The organism is Oleiphilus sp. HI0067, assembly GCF_001635735.1.
Genome location: NZ_LWFI01001420.1, coordinates 14,940 through 34,820 on the forward strand (window position 1 = coordinate 14,940; position 19,881 = coordinate 34,820).

The 19,881-nt window shown below is 43.4% G+C and carries 17 protein-coding genes; 9 read left to right on the forward strand and 8 right to left on the reverse strand.

The annotated features are described in order from the left end of the window. Positions 1–220: 220 nt before the first annotated feature. The 5 genes from A3739_RS22585 to A3739_RS22605 all read right to left on the reverse strand — a co-directional run bounded on the left by A3739_RS22585 (position 221) and on the right by A3739_RS22605 (position 5,029). On the reverse strand, positions 221–1,318 hold the full coding sequence (locus A3739_RS22585) for an extracellular solute-binding protein (RefSeq protein ID WP_068478930.1): 1,098 nt from the start codon (positions 1,316–1,318) through the stop codon (positions 221–223). A gap of 112 nt (positions 1,319–1,430) precedes the next feature. Beyond that, positions 1,431–2,270, reverse strand: coding sequence for an ABC transporter permease subunit (locus A3739_RS22590; RefSeq protein ID WP_068502866.1), 840 nt, complete (start codon positions 2,268–2,270; stop codon positions 1,431–1,433). Beyond that, positions 2,260–3,183, reverse strand: coding sequence for an ABC transporter permease subunit (locus A3739_RS22595; protein ID WP_068502869.1), 924 nt, complete (start codon positions 3,181–3,183; stop codon positions 2,260–2,262). Before A3739_RS22595 ends, A3739_RS22590 begins: the two co-directional genes overlap by 11 nt. Next, entirely contained in the window at positions 3,180–4,307 is a 1,128-nt protein-coding gene (locus A3739_RS22600) for an ABC transporter ATP-binding protein (protein WP_068502874.1), read from the reverse strand. Before A3739_RS22600 ends, A3739_RS22595 begins: the two co-directional genes overlap by 4 nt. 236 nt (positions 4,308–4,543) lie before the next feature. Continuing rightward, the gene (locus tag A3739_RS22605) at positions 4,544–5,029 is read right to left on the reverse strand and encodes a GNAT family N-acetyltransferase (RefSeq protein WP_068502877.1); all 486 of its coding nucleotides are present in this window, start codon (positions 5,027–5,029) and stop codon (positions 4,544–4,546) included. A 30-nt stretch (positions 5,030–5,059) separates the two neighbouring features. On the opposite strand from A3739_RS22605, the gene A3739_RS22610 reads away from it, so the two are divergent. The 4 genes from A3739_RS22610 to A3739_RS22625 all read left to right on the forward strand — a co-directional run bounded on the left by A3739_RS22610 (position 5,060) and on the right by A3739_RS22625 (position 7,745). Next, entirely contained in the window at positions 5,060–5,500 is a 441-nt protein-coding gene (locus tag A3739_RS22610) for a gamma-glutamylcyclotransferase family protein (protein WP_068478918.1), read from the forward strand. After that, complete coding sequence (locus A3739_RS22615) at positions 5,497–5,769, forward strand: cation transporter (RefSeq protein WP_068502880.1); 273 nt, start codon at positions 5,497–5,499, stop codon at positions 5,767–5,769. The genes A3739_RS22610 and A3739_RS22615 overlap by 4 nt, the downstream gene beginning before the upstream one ends. A gap of 365 nt (positions 5,770–6,134) precedes the next feature. Beyond that, entirely contained in the window at positions 6,135–6,467 is a 333-nt protein-coding gene (locus tag A3739_RS22620) for a PepSY domain-containing protein (RefSeq protein WP_068478913.1), read from the forward strand. A 456-nt stretch (positions 6,468–6,923) separates the two neighbouring features. Continuing rightward, entirely contained in the window at positions 6,924–7,745 is an 822-nt protein-coding gene (locus A3739_RS22625) for an HAD family hydrolase (protein WP_068502885.1), read from the forward strand. A gap of 568 nt (positions 7,746–8,313) precedes the next feature. Here A3739_RS22625 and A3739_RS22630 read toward each other — a convergent pair. Further along, positions 8,314–9,990: an aspartate:alanine exchanger family transporter gene (locus A3739_RS22630; RefSeq protein WP_068502889.1), complete on the reverse strand. Its 1,677-nt coding sequence runs from the start codon at positions 9,988–9,990 to the stop codon at positions 8,314–8,316. Positions 9,991–10,648: 658 nt separating this feature from the next. Between A3739_RS22630 and A3739_RS22635 the strand changes: the two genes are divergently transcribed. The 4 genes from A3739_RS22635 to A3739_RS22650 all read left to right on the forward strand — a co-directional run bounded on the left by A3739_RS22635 (position 10,649) and on the right by A3739_RS22650 (position 16,131). Continuing rightward, complete coding sequence (locus A3739_RS22635; RefSeq protein WP_068502893.1) at positions 10,649–11,530, forward strand: aspartoacylase; 882 nt, start codon at positions 10,649–10,651, stop codon at positions 11,528–11,530. Between the two features lie 334 nt (positions 11,531–11,864). Next, positions 11,865–12,752 carry a succinylglutamate desuccinylase/aspartoacylase family protein gene (locus A3739_RS22640; RefSeq protein WP_068502896.1) on the forward strand — a complete coding sequence of 296 codons (888 nt, stop codon included), beginning with the start codon at positions 11,865–11,867 and terminating at the stop codon, positions 12,750–12,752. Positions 12,753–13,180: 428 nt separating this feature from the next. Further along, complete coding sequence (locus A3739_RS22645; protein ID WP_068502898.1) at positions 13,181–14,632, forward strand: rhomboid family intramembrane serine protease; 1,452 nt, start codon at positions 13,181–13,183, stop codon at positions 14,630–14,632. After that, positions 14,632–16,131, forward strand: a complete 1,500-nt coding sequence (locus A3739_RS22650) for a hypothetical protein (RefSeq protein WP_156502774.1) — start codon at positions 14,632–14,634, stop codon at positions 16,129–16,131. Before A3739_RS22645 ends, A3739_RS22650 begins: the two co-directional genes overlap by 1 nt. 87 nt (positions 16,132–16,218) lie before the next feature. Here A3739_RS22650 and A3739_RS22655 read toward each other — a convergent pair whose 3' ends face one another. Beyond that, on the reverse strand, positions 16,219–16,767 hold the full coding sequence (locus A3739_RS22655) for a cupin domain-containing protein (RefSeq protein ID WP_068502905.1): 549 nt from the start codon (positions 16,765–16,767) through the stop codon (positions 16,219–16,221). 162 nt (positions 16,768–16,929) lie between these two features. On the opposite strand from A3739_RS22655, the gene A3739_RS22660 reads away from it, so the two are divergent. Beyond that, positions 16,930–18,228 (forward strand): FAD-binding oxidoreductase, encoded by a 1,299-nt coding sequence (locus tag A3739_RS22660; RefSeq protein WP_068502910.1) that lies wholly within the window; start codon positions 16,930–16,932, stop codon positions 18,226–18,228. A gap of 43 nt (positions 18,229–18,271) precedes the next feature. Here the strand turns inward: A3739_RS22660 and A3739_RS22665 are convergent, their stop codons facing one another. Next, on the reverse strand, positions 18,272–19,768 hold the full coding sequence (locus A3739_RS22665; protein WP_068502913.1) for an aldehyde dehydrogenase: 1,497 nt from the start codon (positions 19,766–19,768) through the stop codon (positions 18,272–18,274). Between the last annotated feature and the right edge of the window lie 113 nt (positions 19,769–19,881).

A 19,881-nucleotide genomic window follows, 5' to 3' on the forward strand; every position in this document is an offset into this window, starting at 1 on the left:
CACTTCAATCAATAACGAATACCCGCACAATCTGTCGCGGGTATTTTTTTGTCTAAAATAAGTGCGATGAGTCCCCCCTAAGAATTTTTAAGCCATCTCTATTGGGTGCTCGATAAGTCTAAAAATAAAAAAAGCCCCCATTGAAACAATGGAGGCCTAGAAGTTCCCTATGTATAAGAAGCCTTATTAGCTCTTCATAGGTATCAATTCACTGCTCGTATTATTTGCCGCTCTTAAGCGCTGTCCACATGCGTGAACCGGCACGGTCAAATTTAGGAGCATAAACAGGAAAAGTGAAAAGATTCTTTTCTACTTCTGGCGTTGGATAAATTGATGGGTCAGATGTAATTTCCTCATCAATCATTTCCTTAGAGCCAGGGATCGCATTTGGATACCAAACGTAGTTTGAGATACCCGCCATCACATCTTTACGCATCAAGAAGTCTAAGAACTTGTGTGCATTTTCTGGGTGGCTTGCATCCTTAGGAATCGCGAGCATATCAAACCAAAGACCTGCGCCTTCCTTAGGAATTACGTAAGATACTTCAACGCCATTTTCAGCTTCGTCAGCACGATCCATCGCTTGAAGAATGTCGCCAGACCAACCGACTGTCACACACACATCACCATTTGCTAGGTCGTTGATATATTGCGAAGAGTGGAAGTAACGAATGTGTGGACGAACTGCACTAAGGGTGTCTTTTACTTTGCCGTTCAAAAGCGCTGTATCAGTTGATTTAGGGTCTTCGCCCAAGTAATTCAATACGGTTGGAACAACTTCGTCCCACGCATCAAGCATTGTGATACCACAGTCAGCTAATTTAGCCGCAATCTCTGGGTTGAAAACCAGATCCCATGAATCAGCAGGCATGTCTTCGCCTAAACGCTCTGTAACTTGTCCCACATTGATACCAATGCCTGTAGTACCCCAAAGGTAAGGAATAGAGTAAGCATTGTCTGGATCATGCGAAGTCAACTTTTCCATCATCGGTGCATCGAGATTTTCATACTGCGGAAGTTTTGACTTATCAAGTGGCTGGAAAACTCCGGCTTGAATTTGACGCGCCAAGAATGTCGCTGAAGGCACAACAACATCATAACCAGTCTTGCCTGAAAGCAGTTTTGCTTCCAGAACATCGTTACTATCGAAGACATCGTAAACGACCTTAATACCAGTCTCGGCTTCAAAATTCGCTAAAGTATCTTCAGCGATATAGTCAGACCAGTTATAAACGTTTAATACTTTCTCTTCGGCCATAGCGCCTGTTGTAGCCACCGCACACGCTGTTGCCAACGCTAGCTTTTTTATTGCTTTCATAATTTTTCCTCGATTACACCCTAAGAAGATCTTAATTAACTCTGCCTTAACTGCTCTGCCGAGTCATTTTCCTTTCTGGAACACATCAATGTCTTATCTATGCCCCATTCGCTTATTGACTAAATGCCGAGCGAATTTCCTTTTGTCTTTGCAATTCATTTCTTCGCATGAACCACCATGCGATAAAGGCCGCCATTGCCACGGCCAAAACAAGTAATGTCGCTAATGCATTTATTTTTGGACTCACACCTAATCGAACACTAGAGAACACCACCATTGGTAAGGTTGTAGAACCTGGCCCCGATACGAAACTCGCGATTACTAAATCATCGAGCGACAAAGTAAATGCCAATAGCCATCCAGCCAATAATGCTGGCGCAACAATTGGTAAAGTGATGTAGATAAACACTTGGAATTTGTTAGCACCAAGATCCATCGCAGCTTCTTCTAAACGTCGATCAAGCTCGCGTAATCTTGCAGACACAACCACAGCCACATAAGCCATGTTAAAAGTTGTATGGGCAATCCAGATCGTTAAGCTACCACGCCCCTCAGGCCAACCAAGTACTTGCGACATCGTTACAAACAAGAGTAAAAGCGACAAACCCGTAATTACTTCCGGCATGACCAAGGGTGCAGTAATCATTCCGGTAAACAGCGTTTTGCCTTTAAATGCGCCCGATCGCACTAAGGCGATCGCGGCCAAGGTGCCTAATGCGACCGCAGCACTCGCACTTAAAAATGCAATTTTCAAACTCATCCAAACGGCGCTCATCATTTGTTCGTCTTCAAATAGCTCGCCGTACCATTTTGTCGAAAATCCTGCCCAAACTGTCACCAAACGCGACTCATTGAACGAGTAGACAATCAATATAAAAATCGGGAAGTATAGAAAAGCAAACCCACCTAATAAGATTGCCCAAGACAATTTATTGGTCTTGTTAGTGCTCATTAGCCTGCTCCTCTAAATCTTTTGCCTGATAACGCTGGAAGATCGTGATCGGCAAAATAAGTAACAGCAACATAACTACTGCCACCGCAGATGCTCCAGGCCAGTTACGCGCATTGAAGAACTCACTCCAAAGCAATTTACCAATCATCAAGGTATCTGGACCGCCCAACAATTCAGGGATAACAAACTCACCGACGGATGGAATAAACACCAGCATTGAGCCTGCAACAATGCCCGAGACAGACAAAGGCAAGGTAATTTTGAAGAATGAACCAATTGGTCTTGCACCAAGATCAGCAGCCGCTTCCAATAAAGTCGAATCGTGCTTCACAAGGTTTGTATAAATCGGCAATACCATAAACGGTAAGTAGGCATACACAATACCGATGTAAACCGCTATCGGAGTATGCAAAATTTCTAGGGGCTGCTCGATCACACCTAAGCCCATCAAGGCATTATTGATTAGACCGTTTTGCTTCAATATACCGATCCAAGCGTAAATACGAATAAGGAATGATGTCCAAGATGGAAGGATGACGAGCATCAACGCGAGGTTTCTAGTGTGCGGGGGCAACTTCGCAATCGCATAAGCAATCGGGTAACCAATCAGCAAACATAAGGTTGTAGCCGTGAACGCAATCTTCACGGAACTAATATAACCACTCAAATAAAGATCATATTCATACAAATCAATGTAATTGAATAAGTTAAGGCTAATCGTATAAACGTCATCAACAAAACTAGTGAGGTCCGTAAACGGCGGCTGCGCTATGCGCGACTCACTAAAAGAGATCTGGAGAACAATCAGAAAGGGAATTAAGAAGAAGACAAGCAGCCAAGAAAACGGTAACAGAACGACCAGTTTCTTGCCCGATTGTTTCAGTGTTTGGGTAAATACTTGGGCGATATTCATGAGTTCAGCATAACTCCGCTATCGTCAGCCCAGTATACATACACCTCATCTTCCCAACTGAGGCGAGGACCATCATCAACTTCTGACCAACGATCACTGTTGGCCATTGATACGAGTACAATTTTTTCGTTTGCTAGTTCAACATGATAAATCGAATGGCTTCCAAGATAAGCAATATCTTTAATCGCACCCTTCGCCCAGTTATAAGGCTGATCCGGGGCACGGCGCTTAATTTGGATTTTCTCAGGTCTGACTGCGTAGGCCATTGGCATACCCAAACTACCTACCACACCATGCGAGGCATGAATGGCAACGGTCAAATCATCGCATATTAACTCAGCATGATCAGACTCATCTTTTGATAGCGTCCCTTCAAAAATATTCACAGAGCCAATAAATTCTGCCGTCATTCGGCTATTCGGATGCTCGTATACATCCACTGGCTCGCCCACCTGGCGAATCACACCTTGATCCATAATGCCGACGCGAGAAGCCATAGTCATCGCTTCTTCTTGGTCATGCGTTACCATCACGCATGTCACCTCAACAGCCTCTAAGATATCGACAATTTCAAGCTGCATTTGAGTACGCAGTTTTTTATCTAAGGCACCCATTGGCTCATCCAACAGGAGTAACTTAGGCTCTTTAGCCAAACTACGAGCTAGCGCAACACGTTGCTGTTGCCCTCCAGATAATTGATGCGGTTTTCGCTTCGCATATTCCGTCATACGAACAAGGTTTAATACTTCTTCAACTTTATTAGCAATCGCAGGTCTTGAGAGATTATCGTGCTTCAGACCAAAGGCAATATTTTGCTCGACCGTCATATGAGGAAATAGAGCGTAGGATTGAAACATCATATTAACCGGACGCTCATAAGGAGGAACATCCAACATACTTTGACCATCAAGAATGATGTCACCAGACGTAGGCTTTTCAAAACCTGCCAACATTCTTAATAAAGTAGATTTACCACAACCAGAAGCACCAAGCAGAGCGAAAATTTCTCCTTGATAGATATCTAAGCTAACGTCGTTGACCGCTTTGAAACCATCAAAATCTTTAACAACTTGAGAAATAGATAGGTGAACATTTTTTTTATCATCGGCAAATGATGACGCCATGATTTTCTCCAAAAACAACAACCGCTCTTCGGCTTTTTATTATGTATGCAAAGATGCTGCCAAGTTGCCACTATATCAAACAGAAGCGTTCAATTTATGCAACAGCACATCCTAATACTAATCAGTTCACAAACATTAAACCGGTCAGAGTTCACGTTTGATAAATCGCACACCTTAAACAATACACACAAAGCCACATTTACGCACCACGAAAATGCATCAACCTTCTAGCTCGTTCACTTAAGGTGCACGGACATATGCAGGGCCTCATCTTCGTAGCCTGCACTAATCTGGCTCTCCGCCAAAATCTCAAACTCAAAAGAGCACCAAAACTGTTCTGAGCCTTGTACGGCCACCAAATGCACTTGCTTATAATGATTCAAGCGTGCAATATTTAGCACACTTAAGACGAGTTCTTTGGCTGCCCCCTGACCTCTTGCATCAGGGTGCAAAGCCAGATCATGTATGAATAGATCATCAGTTTCCGGCAGAGCATTAAGCTCAACATGTAATTTAGGCGTGTCATTAATCGGCCAGGGGTGCGCTAAACAATATCCGAGCAAGTCCTCGTCATTGCGAATAGCTAAACACGTCTCAGGTGCAAGCAGCCATTTCGCTTTGAGCACGTCTACTGATTCAGGATAGTCGTCCGCATACGCTTTGTGCTGAATATCCATGATACGAGACCAATCAGCGTGATTTATGGCATCTATTGAAAACATTGTTACTACAACCCTTAAGCATTGAAGACCATGAATATTTTTGCATACGGCACATTAATGTATCCCGAACTTCTCGCGCAGTTAACCAAGAAGGAATGGCAAATGACGCCAGCTACATTACATGGTTATCGCCGCTGCATTTTATTAAAAGAAGGTTTTGGGTCTTCTCCAATTATCGTACCCGATAAAAACGCTTCCGTAACCGGAAAAATTTTATACAACGTTGACCCAGAAACCTTAAATTTATTAGACGCTTACGAGTGCGTTGATCAAGGTATCTATGCTCGTAAATCTGTCACCGCTATCTGCAAGAATAGCAACAGCATCATTGACGTAGAATGCTATGAAGCTGGCTCTTCAGAGATCACATTCGGCAGGACCTGGAATCAAGCACAATTCGAATCAGCATATTATGAGCATTTTAAAACGCACATCATTCCAGAGTTTTTGAGCGAGTACTTTTCATCATGAGCGAACAAAGACTTCTCTTACTCTCAGTATTTGCATCAACATTCTTTGCCGTTTTTGGATTGGTATTAGGCATCGTCAGCGGCTCTGGCATGATCCTATTTGATGCCGTTTATTCAGCGATGAATATCGGCTTAACCGTTCTGTCTATGCACATCATTAAAGTGGTTGAAGCAGGACAATCACCAAGATTCCCTTATGGCAAATCACTATTTGAAACGCTGTTCATTCTTTTAAATAATCATCAAAGCTTTCTTGCAGATAATTACTAAATGGAGTTGACCGTAAGTCAACTTCGTTGGCATTGGCAAGGTTTAGTACCACCACTGATGAACAGCAAAATAGTACTGTAGAGGGTAAAAAACATTTCATTTTTAAGCCTCATTGATTGAACAATGGAATCATAGTAACTTTCTAAATATGAACAAAGAGTGAACAAATACGTTCGTTGCTGATCAGACTTAGAGCGCTCGTGCACATTTCATTCACATTCGGTTTAGTAGGTTTTAATTTAGTGATCAGATTGGTAATGGAAGCTAAGCTGAGATCAAGGCTCCCTTAGTCGGGGTAGGTAAAAGTTCGGGGATTGGACAGTTCTAATTTTAATCAATAACTTATAACAGGTCAGGAGCTATCGATGCAGAATAAAATTTTAGGCAGTATCGTTTTTGTTGCCGCTAGCGTTTTAGGAGCTTTAACTTATGCTGTAGAAGAGTCAACTCACATTAGTGAAGAACAAGCAATCGAAAATGCACTTGGTGCGCTCGATATAGAAGTTATAGGCATTCGGTTTGACGAGCCTGACACTCAGTGGGACGTATTCATCCGAACGAAAGATCAAGCTTATGAAATTGAGGTAAATGCTATTAGCGGCGAGATCATCGCCGTCGAGAAAGAGAGCCTTGATGAAATTCAATCCGAGCTTTCCGGTAACTTGTCGCACGAAGGTGTCGAAGGCGATACCGACTAATCGCGTAGCAATGCTCTAACTATTTGTTGTTACTCAGAACCAATAAGACAGGGTGAAAGATCTATTCTAGTTGTATGAGTAGCTCAATCCGGTGAGGACCAATAAGTGAAATACGCGAAAAGGGTGGCCCTGATCGATCTATGAGGCAAAGATCGGATTAAATGATAGGTAAAGTATAATCCGATGTACGCTTGCGAGCAGAAGCAGTCTTTTCGTTAGCCATCGAAACGGCGCTCTCTAACAGCCGCTAATGTCTAGAATCCACGAGTTTCCACGACGGAATACGTACACTTTTTTAAATACAAACTACTTATATTCGAGCAGCATGTTGATATCAGAAATCCTTATTTTATGACCCCATCGCTAGCCAACCGCTCATCATGGGGAATTACTGCACTAAGTGAACAAAAATGAGATGGTCTGCGTAACTATAATTTACGAACTTGGCTAGCTTTAATGGACTTAGTATTTTTTGACTTAGATGGCACCTTACTGAATAAATCTTCGGAAATATCTGCATTCACTCTCGATACTCTTCAGATGCTTAAGGAAAAAGGTATTGCGCACACCTTGGCGACGGGGAGAACAATGTCATCAGCCCAACAAATTATTCATGTCTATGACTTCGACCTGCCGCATATTTACTGCAATGGCGTAGCCCTCTGGGATCCGAAACACCAATCTCTAACTTTGGATAATCTACTCAGTCAAAATGACATTGACACTATTGTTGACTTTTCACTTTCGAAAGGGGTAGCTCCATTTATCAACACCATAGATAGTCTTTATCAACACACTATTTTTTATCCCACTCTTCAACGACAAATTGAAAAAGACCTCGTGGATAATTACTACGCGAAGAGCAATCTCAAACTCAGGCCGCTTTCTGAGTTTGAAACACATTGCCGAGTTACCAATATCAGCATGATCGGAGATACCAATCTGATACAGGTGCTTTGGCAGTATTTTAACGAGTTTGACTCAATAGTTGCTTACTCTGGCACGGCTATAGAGGGCGATCATTATAGTTGGATGGATGTCCATCATCGATTAGCCAACAAAGGTAGTGCCGTGAAGTCCTTAAAAGAGCAACTAGGTGCCAGCAACGTCATATGTTTTGGTGACAGTTACAACGATGAGACAATGTTTAATTTAGCAGATGAGTGTTATGCACCCGAGAACGCCAAAACTGTCATTAAAAAGTTGGCCAACGAAGTTATAGGCCATCACCATCAAGATGGCGTAGCGCACTTTTTAAGAGAACGTTTCTCACTCTGACTGTACTTCTATCATCGTGTTCACTTTATTCAATGCACGGCGAGCAAATCGAAATACTCTTGCACGCCTTTCAAGGCAAACAATGCAAGGTTAGTTCAGCGCCCAAGAGCATCAACGTATTGCGTGGTGAGCTTTTAGAGCCTGCAGAGTGCGCCGAATAAGGCTTAGATTAAGTGCCCGCAAGCAAGCGGCCTTGTACTTAGCCTGCTCCCTAGGAGAAGCAGTCTTGCAAGCATACAAGCCTAAAACCTCCTTTCCTCTTGAAGCACGCATTAAGAGGTTCGCGGACCTTTGAAAGAAAGTTCGCTACGAGACCTGTAGAAATAGACCTGTGACCTTTTTTCTGTGATTCTGAACTCGCTGAAAGTTTAGGAAAAAGTGCGGGAGAGCATTGCAAGTTGCATTATGTGAGTCTGGTGGTGGAGATTACCATCACGATCGCCTTAATTTGTAACTTCCTCTTTTTGCCGGCCTTATTGTTGAAAGTGGATAAAAATAAGTCTTAGGGATAACTCGCATTGAGTTTCCCTTCTGGTGGTTGCAGAAACGTTTTTGGAAGTCTCGTTAACTAAAAATAAAGTATGATACTGCCAGCAACTGTTAGTAAAACATTTGCAAAAGCATAGGCTCCAGTATAACCAAGCGAGGGCAAGCTGCTGTTTGCTGCCTTTGTAACGACGCTCAATGATGCACCACTGGTCATGGAACCGGTGATTCCCCCCAGTAAATAAACAGGGTGGATCTTTAATACCAAGCGTCCAAATGAGTAACCAGCAGCAATGGGGACGGTTGTTACCACGATGCCGGCTAAAATTAATGTTGGGCCTGCGGCTGCAAGCGTCTCGATAATGTCGGCGCCGGCTCGCAGTCCAACTCCCGCCATAAATAGTAATAAACCGAACTCCATCAAAAACCATCTAGCTGCGTCAGGCATACGTCCAAAAGTAGGTTTCACACTCCTCAGATAACCAATTGCTAAACCGGATGCCAGTAGGCCTCCTGCGGAACCAAGTCCAATCGAGAGGTTACCAATGTTAACGGCAAACAAGCCAATCAATACGCCGATAGCGATCCCGAACGAAAAGGTCACCATATCTGTTTCCATCATTGCACGTTCAACGTGCCCAAGGTCCTTACCCAGCAGGTCAATGTATTCACCCAAACCAGTTACGGTAAGAATGTCGCCTTTTTTTAATTCAATATCGGGATCACATGGGATTTCTACGCGCGTGCGAGTAAGCTTTTTAAGCAGCACGCCGTATTGCTGGGGTAACTTGATATCTGATAGTTTTTTGCCTGTGATAGCAGGATTGATGACTACGATTTGAGCGGTATCGATTAAAGCATCAGTATTCTTTTCCGGAGTAATTTCTTGGCCCACATCAGCAAGAATTTCTGTGAAATATTCCGCGGTGCCAAGAATTAGAATTTCGTCGTCTAGCTGTAACCTGATGTTGGGGTTGCTGGCCAAGACCTCACCGTTTCGGCGCACTCTAACAACGGATCGTTTGTCCCAGTATTTTTCAGCCAAATCCGCAACAGGGACTTTGGTAAGAGATTCATTTGTTAGTCGGTAAACTCGAGCAGAGATATTACCAATATTATAGTCATCACTACCTTGTCTGGCTTCCTCCATACGCTTTGCCTCGGCTGCGAGATTTATCCCGAGGAGTTGTGGAAGCATTTTGATAATCGCAATGAGACCAGCCAAGCCAAAGATGTATGTAATTGCATAACCAGTAGCAACATTACCGATCATCTCATCGACTGTAATCCCCTCAGGTGGCAGGACTTGGCCTGACCTAAGCGCCTCTTGCGCGGCGGCAAGTGTAGGCGAACTGGTAAGACCACCAGAGAGCAAACCGGCTGATGTGCCAGGTGACATATCAAGTATATAAGACGCCGTAATCGCGATGCCAAAACCAGTCGTGGCGATCACAAGAGCCAGAAGAAAATACTTCAAACCATCTGTTCTGAGTACATCAAAAAAACTTGGTCCCGCTTGATATCCCACTGAAAAAATGAATAAGGCAAAACCCACAGATTGGGCTCCGGGTGACATTTCAAAACCAAAATGCCCTAGGAAAAGCCCTGCAAATAGCACTCCTGCAACAGGCCCGAGAGAAAACGACCCTATTCTGATATCGCCAAGTAGATATCCAATCCCGATAATTAGGAATAGAGTCAGGACAGGTTGGTTTGAGAGCAAGTGGAGAAATTGCTCAAAGACCGTATAGGTTTCCATATCGAAAGTCCTTTTGACCTTGTTTAGTTGGTAGGAGTTGGTTGTTGAGTTTTATATTATTGGCCATAACAGAAACAAAGCATAAATTTTTATAGTTTGAGTGACAGGGTGGTCCGAGTAAAAATATGGGACAAGCTAGATATCTTGATACTTCGTGGTGCATTTAGAATGATGAGGGTATAGCTAACTTTCGCCCGCTGCTTTCTTATTATGATTCATTAGGTTAATCATGCAGTACTATGGCAACGCAAATTCGATGTCAGATCAAACTCAGTCATTCAATGTCTGGTATTTTTATCCACTTCGTATCAACTTTGGAAGCGCATATGAGCCCCAATATTTTGTTGTCGAGGTATCTCTGAACATCCCTAAGTTAACGTCAGAAAATTTGTAGTTGCGAGCTAAACCTATCAACGACAGCTGCTTATTCCCAAAGTAAGCTTGTGTCTAGTAGCGGAAGCCGCCGTCATTCCATTCGAGACAGCTGCAGTCCTCTTGAACCAGCCATTTCGTCCGTTAATCGTTTGAGACGGCCATGCTTGAGGATCTTACTCGGCGCCCTATACAAAATTACGGGCATTATTTAATATTTGAACTGTCAAATTATAATATTGTTTCTTCTCTCTTAATCTAATCAAGCTTCTTTAGCATTAAATATATGATCCAAGTTTTGATCGTAGGCGGTACCCACGGCAATGAGCGTACTGGCGTTCAGTTAATTCGTCGTTTACAGGCAAGTTCGACAGAGTTAGAGCGCAATCATTTTGTAGCGAAAACCTTATTGGCCAACCAATTAGCGATGGCAAATAACCGACGATACCTCGATCAGGATTTGAATCGATGTTTTAGTGAAGAGTTGCTCAGTAATATACCGGAGAATCGAGAACAATCCCGAGCAAAAGAAATAAATGAACAATTTGGCCCCAAAGGCCCTAACACTCAGACTGACTGGATTATTGACCTACATACCACTACAGCAAATATGGGGATTACGCTTATAGTTCAGCAGAACGATCCGCTTGCTTTGGATATGGCCCTTTATGTGCAAAAACAACTACCAGGCGCTGTAATATTTTATGAAGATAACGCCCCTACTACAAATTCTTTTCTTTGTTCGATAGCCAAGCATGGTTTTCTCATTGAAGTTGGTCCTGTAGCGCAAGGCTTGCTTCGGTGGGATGCTTTTGAACACACACGCCAAGCATTGAGCCATGCCTTAGACTTTATCGATTTACAATTAAGTGGACAACTGAGCCTACCCTCTATCCGAGAAGCCGACGTCTTCCAGTTTACTGAGAAACTGCATTTGCCGCGGGATGAAAGTGGTGAAATCATCGGCATGATACACCCGCAATTACAGGATCAGGATTATTGTCAATTATCCCCGGGCGAGCCAATTTTTATTTTGGACACCGGAGAAACAGTCTTGTTTGAGTATCACGAACCGGTCTATGTCGCTTTTGTTAATGAAGCCGCCTATTATGACCAGGCTCATGGCCTGTCACTCATGCGCAAGAGACACCTAACGTGGACCGACTGACATCCCGAACTTGTTTGTAACTCCGTGCTTTATCCCATGTCTGGTCAGGTCAGGGGCTGAAGGCTGAGAACTACTGTTCCTGAAGGCCGGAAGGACATCGTTAAGGCTTTTTCAGTTTTTATTTCCTCTCCCAGGATTCAACTGACACTAAGATAGCGAGTTGCTAACGGCTGCTGTTGGAATGCGCTGGTAGAGCTACAATATTGCATACGTCGACGTTTATGGTGAGTAAATGATATTCGCATTGGCCAGATCGACAACGGGGACCCGATATTATCCCTAGACCATTAATGTGCAGATGATGAATAACACCTTACAACAGAACTAATTTTTTATGATTTCTATTTCAAGATTCGAGACGCTCAACCCTGGTCCACATTTGATTGTTTTAGGAGCTGTGCATGGCAATGAAACCTGCGGTACCACTGCTATTCGCAAGCTAATTGATGAACTCAACAATGGGCTCTCTTTAACCAAAGGCACATTGACGTGCGTCCCGATTTGTAATCCCAAAGCATACGAACAAGGTACCCGCTTCTATGAACGTAACCTCAACCGCGCGATGTACATAAAAGAGTCGCCTAAAGACTATGAAGACTTCATCGATCCCGTGCTTTGCGGTCTTCTCGATCAAGCTGATGTATTGCTCGACATTCATTCTTATGCTTCCCAAGGTGGGCCCTTTGGATTCTTAGGCTCCACGAATACTCAGGAGATTGAATATTGCCGTTCGCTGGGTATCAATGACTTTGTTTATGGCTGGGCAGAGGCCTTCGGTAAGGTTGAAGAAGATCCAAGAGATAACATGGGCACCGTTGAATACGCTAGATCGGTAGGCTGTGTTGCGACAACCATCGAGTGTGGCAACCATCTTAACGACGATGCCGCGGATATTGCTTACTACACCATTATTAATGCACTCACACATCTGGGGATGATGGATCCTAGAGGCGTCGAGCAAGATAGAGTAAAGCCAACGGATCAACAACGATTCGTACAAATGAAGTCAGTTTTTTATAAAGAAAAAGAAGGCGACACCACTCAGCCCTGGAAGCATTACGATACCGTGGAAAAAAATGATGTGTTGGCAACTTACGCCGATGGTGAGGAGCTTGTCGCCCCCGAACGAGGCGTCATCATATTACCAAAATTACACACCAGTGTGGGTGGTGAATGGTTTTACTTCGGCGTTGAAACAGCGAGTCCTGAACCACTATCTTGATACCAAAATAAAACACTCTTTGTGTTACAGATGATGCCGATGGAAAGCTCTATCCTGATTCGGAGGAGGTGTAATGTATTTCGGCTCATCAAACTCATTAGCCATTGTCGTCAGCTTTATAAATCTTCTTAACGTCTATAAAGATACAGTTCAACCCAGTTTTCAATATCCCATTTGGTCCGTTATTTTCAAATGACTAAAGGAAAATAAGAAGTCCAAAATGATACAGATTTAGTTCCACTTTACTCTTGAAGTGGGCATAAAGAACCTGTTTGCGCCAACGTCTCCTCATGTCTAAACCAAGACACTAACCCTCTCACCTAGACGCCACTATCCCCCCCTTATTTTTCAAAAATTCCAATAAAATTAGAAAGCTCATGAGCTCTTGCTAAGCTTTTATAAAGGGACATTTTTAACTAAGGATACGGATGGTCATTCTACCTACAGAAAAACGTTTTGATTGGAGATACTCTCCGGTCATGCTCTTCACGATCGTTTTGCTAAACGTTGGCATTTTCTTTCTCTACCAGTCTGGCGACTCAGCCAAATTTGAATATGCCTATGAACAATACGCCAAGTTCAATCTGTTAGAAAAAGAATGGCAGGGGTATCAAAAGTATTTAGAGCAAAGTAATGAAACTGATTTGCTGGAAGCCTTTAAAGAAGAATATAACGACGGTTATGACACCGACATCATATACAGCATCATTTCAGATAAAGACTTTTATCCATTTATTCAAAGCAATGGCAACTTCCTAGTATTTGACCCCTATGATGTATCTGATAATTGGCAAAACTGGCTCCAACTAAGAGCTCAAGTCAACGAAGCCTTCAATTCACAAAGCTATCTGGCTTACGGGCTTATTCCATCAGAACTCAGCTGGTTCAAAACGATTAGCTATCAATTTCTGCATGGCGATTTCATGCATTTACTTGGCAATATGTTCTTCCTCGTTTTTTGCGGATTCGCTGTTGAAGCAGCCATTGGTGGTTGGATGTTTTTGCTGCTCTATTTGCTTTCAGGAATTGCTGGAGGCCTGTTGTATGCGGTAATGGATCTCTCAAGCGACACCTCTCTAGTTGGAGCGTCAGGCTCAATATCTGGTGTCATGGCCATGTATCTGGGTGTATTCAGGTTGCGCAAAATTGAGTTCTTTTATTGGATTTTTGTATTTGCTGGATATTTTCGAGCACCAGCCTTGCTCATCCTTCCCTTGTATATCGGCAAAGAGATAAGCGACTACTTTCTCAACCCGCATTCGAATGTCGCCTTTATGGCGCACGCGGGTGGCTTTGCTGGGGGTGGAGCATTGCTTGGTTTGATCTACTTCTTCCGACCTCAACTTGTGAATACAGAGTACGTGGAACAAAACCAAGAAATCGATCCAGAACGCGAAGCTAGAGCCAAGATTTACGAACAGATAGACCGCTTCTCATTTACGAGAGCTGTAGAAAGTATCAAACAGTACAACAAGGATTACGGGGCAAGCTTTGAGCTCAACATGCTGGCTTTTAAGTTATCTCAAGAAACGGGATTGAAAGGTCATGCTCTATTTTTCGCGACCTTAATGGATATAAAAATACGAGACGAGCGAGATCTAAGCCAGTTAGCCAATATCTGCGAGAACACACCAGACCTCATGAGCCAGCTGAATGAAGAGCAGCAATACAAGCTGGCATTAAAACTTTGTACTAACGAGCATATAAGCCTTGCTGAAGATATTTTCGAGAAGCTCAACACTCAACAAAATAGTCAACTCAACCTCGATGTTCTGGCCCGAAAGCTGTCGATTGTTTTTGGAAAGTGCAAGCAATCAGAAAAATCCCAGCACTATGCAAATATTGCTGAAACAACAATAGGCCTGGGAGGGAGTCAATAATGTCCTACTGCCATTATCACCCTCTTAGCCCTGCTAGCCATCACTGCACTCATTGCGATCAGGATTTTTGTCCTACCTGTTTAAATGAAAGCAAAACAAACAAAAATCCCACATGCATGATCTGTGAGCGAGAAACTGAAAGCCTTGGCGTTCAATCTGATGTCGTACCCTTCTGGCGGCGAATTGATCAAAGTTTCCGGTATCCTCTGAGCAAGCAAAGCCTTTCGTTTATCGTTGTTGTTTCGATGGCCATGGCAGCGGCAAGCTTTTTGTTTGTGCCACTGATGATAGGTTTATACCTATTAACTTCTGGTGTGATGTTTAAGTATTGCTTTAACTGTCTTTCCGAAACAGCCATGGGCAATATGCAAGCACCCAATGTCACATCGGCTTATGAAGGCGGTGTGCTTTTAGTATTCAAAATACTCTTCGTTCTTGTATTGCTATTAGTGGCTGTCGCAACAGCAGGTACTTTATTAGGATCAGGATTCGCTTCGTTTCTTGGATTCTTTGTCATCGTTTCAATACCGGCGATGATCATTCTCTATGCGATGACGGAGAGTCTCGCAGAAGCATTGAACCCTCTAAAAATAATTGCGCTGATTAGCAGTATTGGAATGCCTTATGGCCTTATCTTAGCATTGATGATGGTCATGCTTGGTTCTGTTGATCTGCTTAGCCAAATTATTGGCTACGAGGGCTCGTTTGTCTCAATGGCTCTTCAATCCGCGATTTCCAACTTTTATTCTGTGGTCATGTTCCACTTAATGGGATACATGATTTTTCAGTACCAAGGAAAGCTAGGTTACACGGCTGAATCGCTCACCAATGAGCCCAAAAGCATTCGCTCAGATAAAGAGAAGTGCCTAGCTCATATCAAACTTCTAACCAAAAAAGGCGAGCTAACTAAGGTAGCCCGGCTCTATGAACAAGCTTTAAAAAGCCATCCGGGCGACAAAGAACTGAACGAATCCTGCTTCCAGTTAAGTTTGGCCCGCGTACCAAAGACACCAAATCAAGCTTCACTAGTATTCGACCGCTACCTCAAGCACTTAACCCAATCGGGTCAAAACGATAAGCTCGCGATTAGCTTCAAACGTGCATCATTGGCTTGTAAACACTATTTGCCAACAGACCCTAATTTGAGATTTGAATTAGCGAGGAGCAATTTTGATAAAGGCAATTTCAAACTCACTGTAAAACTGCTCAAAGACCTGCATAAAAGTTCACCCCACTTTATTAGGCTAATCGATGCATATGAGTTATTGGTCAAAGCAATTCTAGAAGTGCCAGAGCTCGAAAATAAAGCCCCTTTGGTTGAGGAGTTTTTAAACAAGCTCAAACGTCGACGCGCTGCTGAGAATGCCAAGAAAAGCAAACCATTTGAGTCGAAAGAATTAGAAACTCCAACTCAGCTGTCTCGACAAACAAAACCTGCTATCAATCAATCTAAAGAAGAAACTGGCTTAAATAAATTGCCGCCGATTGAGTTTAACTAATGCGACTGTGAGAAAGGCCTGGGACATTGGGAGGCTTGTAGGCTTTTAGAGAAGCCTCCCTAATAAGATTTGAATTCTAGAGATAAACTAAAAATCTGCAGGAGTGGTGCAAGATACTAGCTCACAATCACTATCGAAAGGGTTTCTGAAACGGTGTTCTTTGCGTGAATCAAAGTAATAACCTTGACCGGCCTCAACAATGTAGACCTCACCATCAACCGTCAGCTCCATTTTGCCACTTAAGACATACCCAGCCTCTTCACCTTCATGCATATACATGTCTTCACCGGTATCTGCACCGGGGCTTAACTTTTCGACCATAAAAGACATTTGCCGATTAGGGAAAGCCTTACCAATAAGCTTCCAATCTAAACCAGGGCTTGAGGTATCTAAGAATTCGTCAGCGCTATACACAACTGGCGTATCAACACGCGAAGAGTCCTCAGAATCGAAGAACTCCATTAGAGACATAGGTAATCCAGAGAGTACTTTCTTCAAAGAGCTCACACTGGGGCTGACGCTGTTCTTTTCGATCATCGAGATTGTAGAATTCGTAACACCAGCACGCTTAGCTAGTTCTCGTTGCGAAATTCCCGACTTTTTACGTACTTCAGACAAGCGCTTTCCTACATCCACGTAAAACCACCTATTAATTTATGATTCAATTAGTCTTCAACTACATTTTGGCTACATCTTACCCACCATAAGGATGAAATAATAGATCTTTTACTTTGCAGCGTGTAAAAAATGCTATACATTCGTCAATTATATCAAACTAATTTGTTGTGAATATCAAACATGCTAAATCCTAGAACGCACTCCAACGAATACCCAAACTCCTACTATGCGGCGACGTCGAAATACCCGATGCGTTACCCATCACTAACGAAAAGCCTCGACACACAGGTATGCGTCATTGGCGGTGGATTTAGCGGTGTAAATACCGCTCTTGAACTTGCTGAAAGAGGGTTCAAAGTTGTATTGCTCGAAGCATATCGCATCGGATGGGGAGCTTCAGGACGCAATGGTGGACAACTCATCCAAGGTGTTGTTCATGGTATTGAGCCTTTTGCGAAAGCCCTAGGAGAAGAGGGTGTAAAGGCCATTGAAGACATGGGATTTGAGTCCGTTAATATCGTCAGAGAGCGCGTTAAAAAGTACAACATTGATTGCGATTTAAAGATGGGCTATTGCGATTTGGCGCATAAACCTCGACATGTAGAAGACTTTAAAGAGCACAAAGCGTGGCTAGATAAAATTGGTTATCCACATGAAACACGCCTGTTAGAAAAAGACGAAATGCATGAAGTGGTTGGCTCAACGACTTATATCGGTGGACTCATTGATATGGGCAGCGGACACCTTCATCCTTTAAATTTGGTGTGTGGTGAAGCGAATGCCGCACACGAGCTAGGAGTTCAAATATTTGAACAGTCTAAGGTTACCAATATTGAGTACGGCAAGCGTAACCGAATTACAACCGAAGCTGGCGAAGTGATCGCAGATAAGCTCGTAATATGCGGCAACGCACATGTCGCGGGACTCAATAAACAGCTCGAAGGTCAGGTACTTCCCGCAGGAAGTTACGTGATTGCAACGGAGCCTCTATCCGAAGAACTATGTAATAAAATTCTTCCGCAAGACATGGCTGTTTGCGATCAACGCATAGACCTAGACTATTACCGTTTAAGTGCAGACAAGCGCCTATTATTTGGCGGTCTGTGCACGTACTCGGGAAGAGATCCTAAAGACATTGTTGCAGCTTTGCGCCCTAACATGGACAAAGTATTTCCTTTCTTAAAAGACGTCGCGATTGATTATGCTTGGGGTGGAATGATCGGGATTGGCGCAAACAGATTCCCTCAGGTTGGTCGTTTAAAAGAGAACGTATACTTTGCGCAAGCGTATTCAGGTCATGGCGTCAACGTGACACACATGGCCGGCAAAGTGATTGCAGAAGCAATTAGTGGGGAATCAAACCGTATCGCATGGTTTGAGAAGATCAGTCATATTCAATTCCCAGGAGGAAGACGCTTCCGATCACCCTTATTAGCGATCGGTATGCTATATCACCGATTGAAGGATTGGCTCAGCTAATACCAATAAGAGAGCTTGGCCGCTGACCAAGCTCTTTTGCCACCTAGATCTTCATCCAAGTTGCTTTTAATTCAGTGTACTTATCAAGCGCATGCAAGGACTTATCTCGTCCATTACCACTCTGCTTAAATCCACCAAATGGTGCCGTCATATCACCACCATCGTATTGATTCACCCAAACCGAACCAGCCTCTAGCTTACGCGCGACCCGATGCGCACGGCTCAAATCAGAAGTCCATAAACCTGCAGCTAATCCGTAGATAGAATCATTAGCAATCGCCAACGCTTCTTCTTCGTCTTTAAAACGAATGACAGATAGTACTGGGCCAAAAATTTCTTCACGCGCGATCGCCATATCGTTCGTTACGTTCTCAAAAATAGCTGGCTGCACGTAATATCCATTCGGTTCGATGTCCAACTGCTCGCCACCGCAACGCAAGGTTGCCCCTTCAGCACTACCTTTTTCAACATAGCCAAGAACTTGCTTCATCTGAATATCATCAACCATTGCACCAATGGTTGTTGCTGGATTTAATGGGTTTCCTGGTTTCCACGCTTGGAAGGCTGTCTGTAATTTTTCGATGAACTCATCAGCAATATTATCTTGAACAAGTAAACGGGAACCAGCAGTACAAACCTCGCCTTGGTTAAAGCAAATCGCTGAAGCAGCAGCTTCAACAGCTTCATCTAGATCTGGCGCATCGGCAAAAACAATGTTTGCTGACTTGCCACCAGCTTCCGCCCAAACACGCTTCATATTGGTCTCGCCCGCCATAATCATCAGACGCTTCGCAACACCTGTTGAACCCGTAAATACGAGCGTATTCACATCATCATGCTTGGCTAATGCCGCACCAACAGAATGGCCAAATCCTGGTAAAATATTTAATACACCATCAGGAATACCTGCTTGTTGCGCCAAGCTTGCCAGTTTGATCGCTGTCAGTGGCGATTTTTCTGAAGGTTTCAGTACAACCGAGTTTCCCATCGCAAGCGCTGGCGCTAATTTCCACATTGCCATCAACATAGGAAAGTTCCACGGAACAATCGCCGCCACAACACCCACAGGATTACGCGTCACCATTCCAAGCTGATCGTGAGAAGTGGTGGCTAGCTCGTCGTATACTTTATCGATGGCTTCGGCTGTCCAGCGCAAGGCACGTAGGGTTCCATTAACATCTACACCAAGCGAATCACTAATCGGCTTACCCATATCTAAGGTTTCTAGCAAAGCCAGCTCTTCTTGATTTGCTTCGATCAAATCCGCAAATCTAAAAAGGATCTCTTTACGCTCGGCAGGCGATTTATCTGCCCAAACACCCGATACATAAGAAGCTCTTGCTGCAGCGACTGCACGATTTGCTTCACTTTCTCCGGAACTAGCAACCTGACATAAAACACGTCCATCAATAGGACTAATACAATCAAAGACTTCTCCGCTTTCTGCATCTTGATAACGCCCGTCAATAAACGCACGCCCCTCAATCGATACAGTCTCTGCGAATGACTGCCAATAATGTAAGTTCTGATCCGTTGTCATGTTTGCACTCCGATAAAATTCTGAAAGTGTTGCCGTATACTTTACATACGCACAATACTAGTTTTGCGCGTTTTTTCAATTATTCTTTCAATATATTGAACACCAAATCTAAT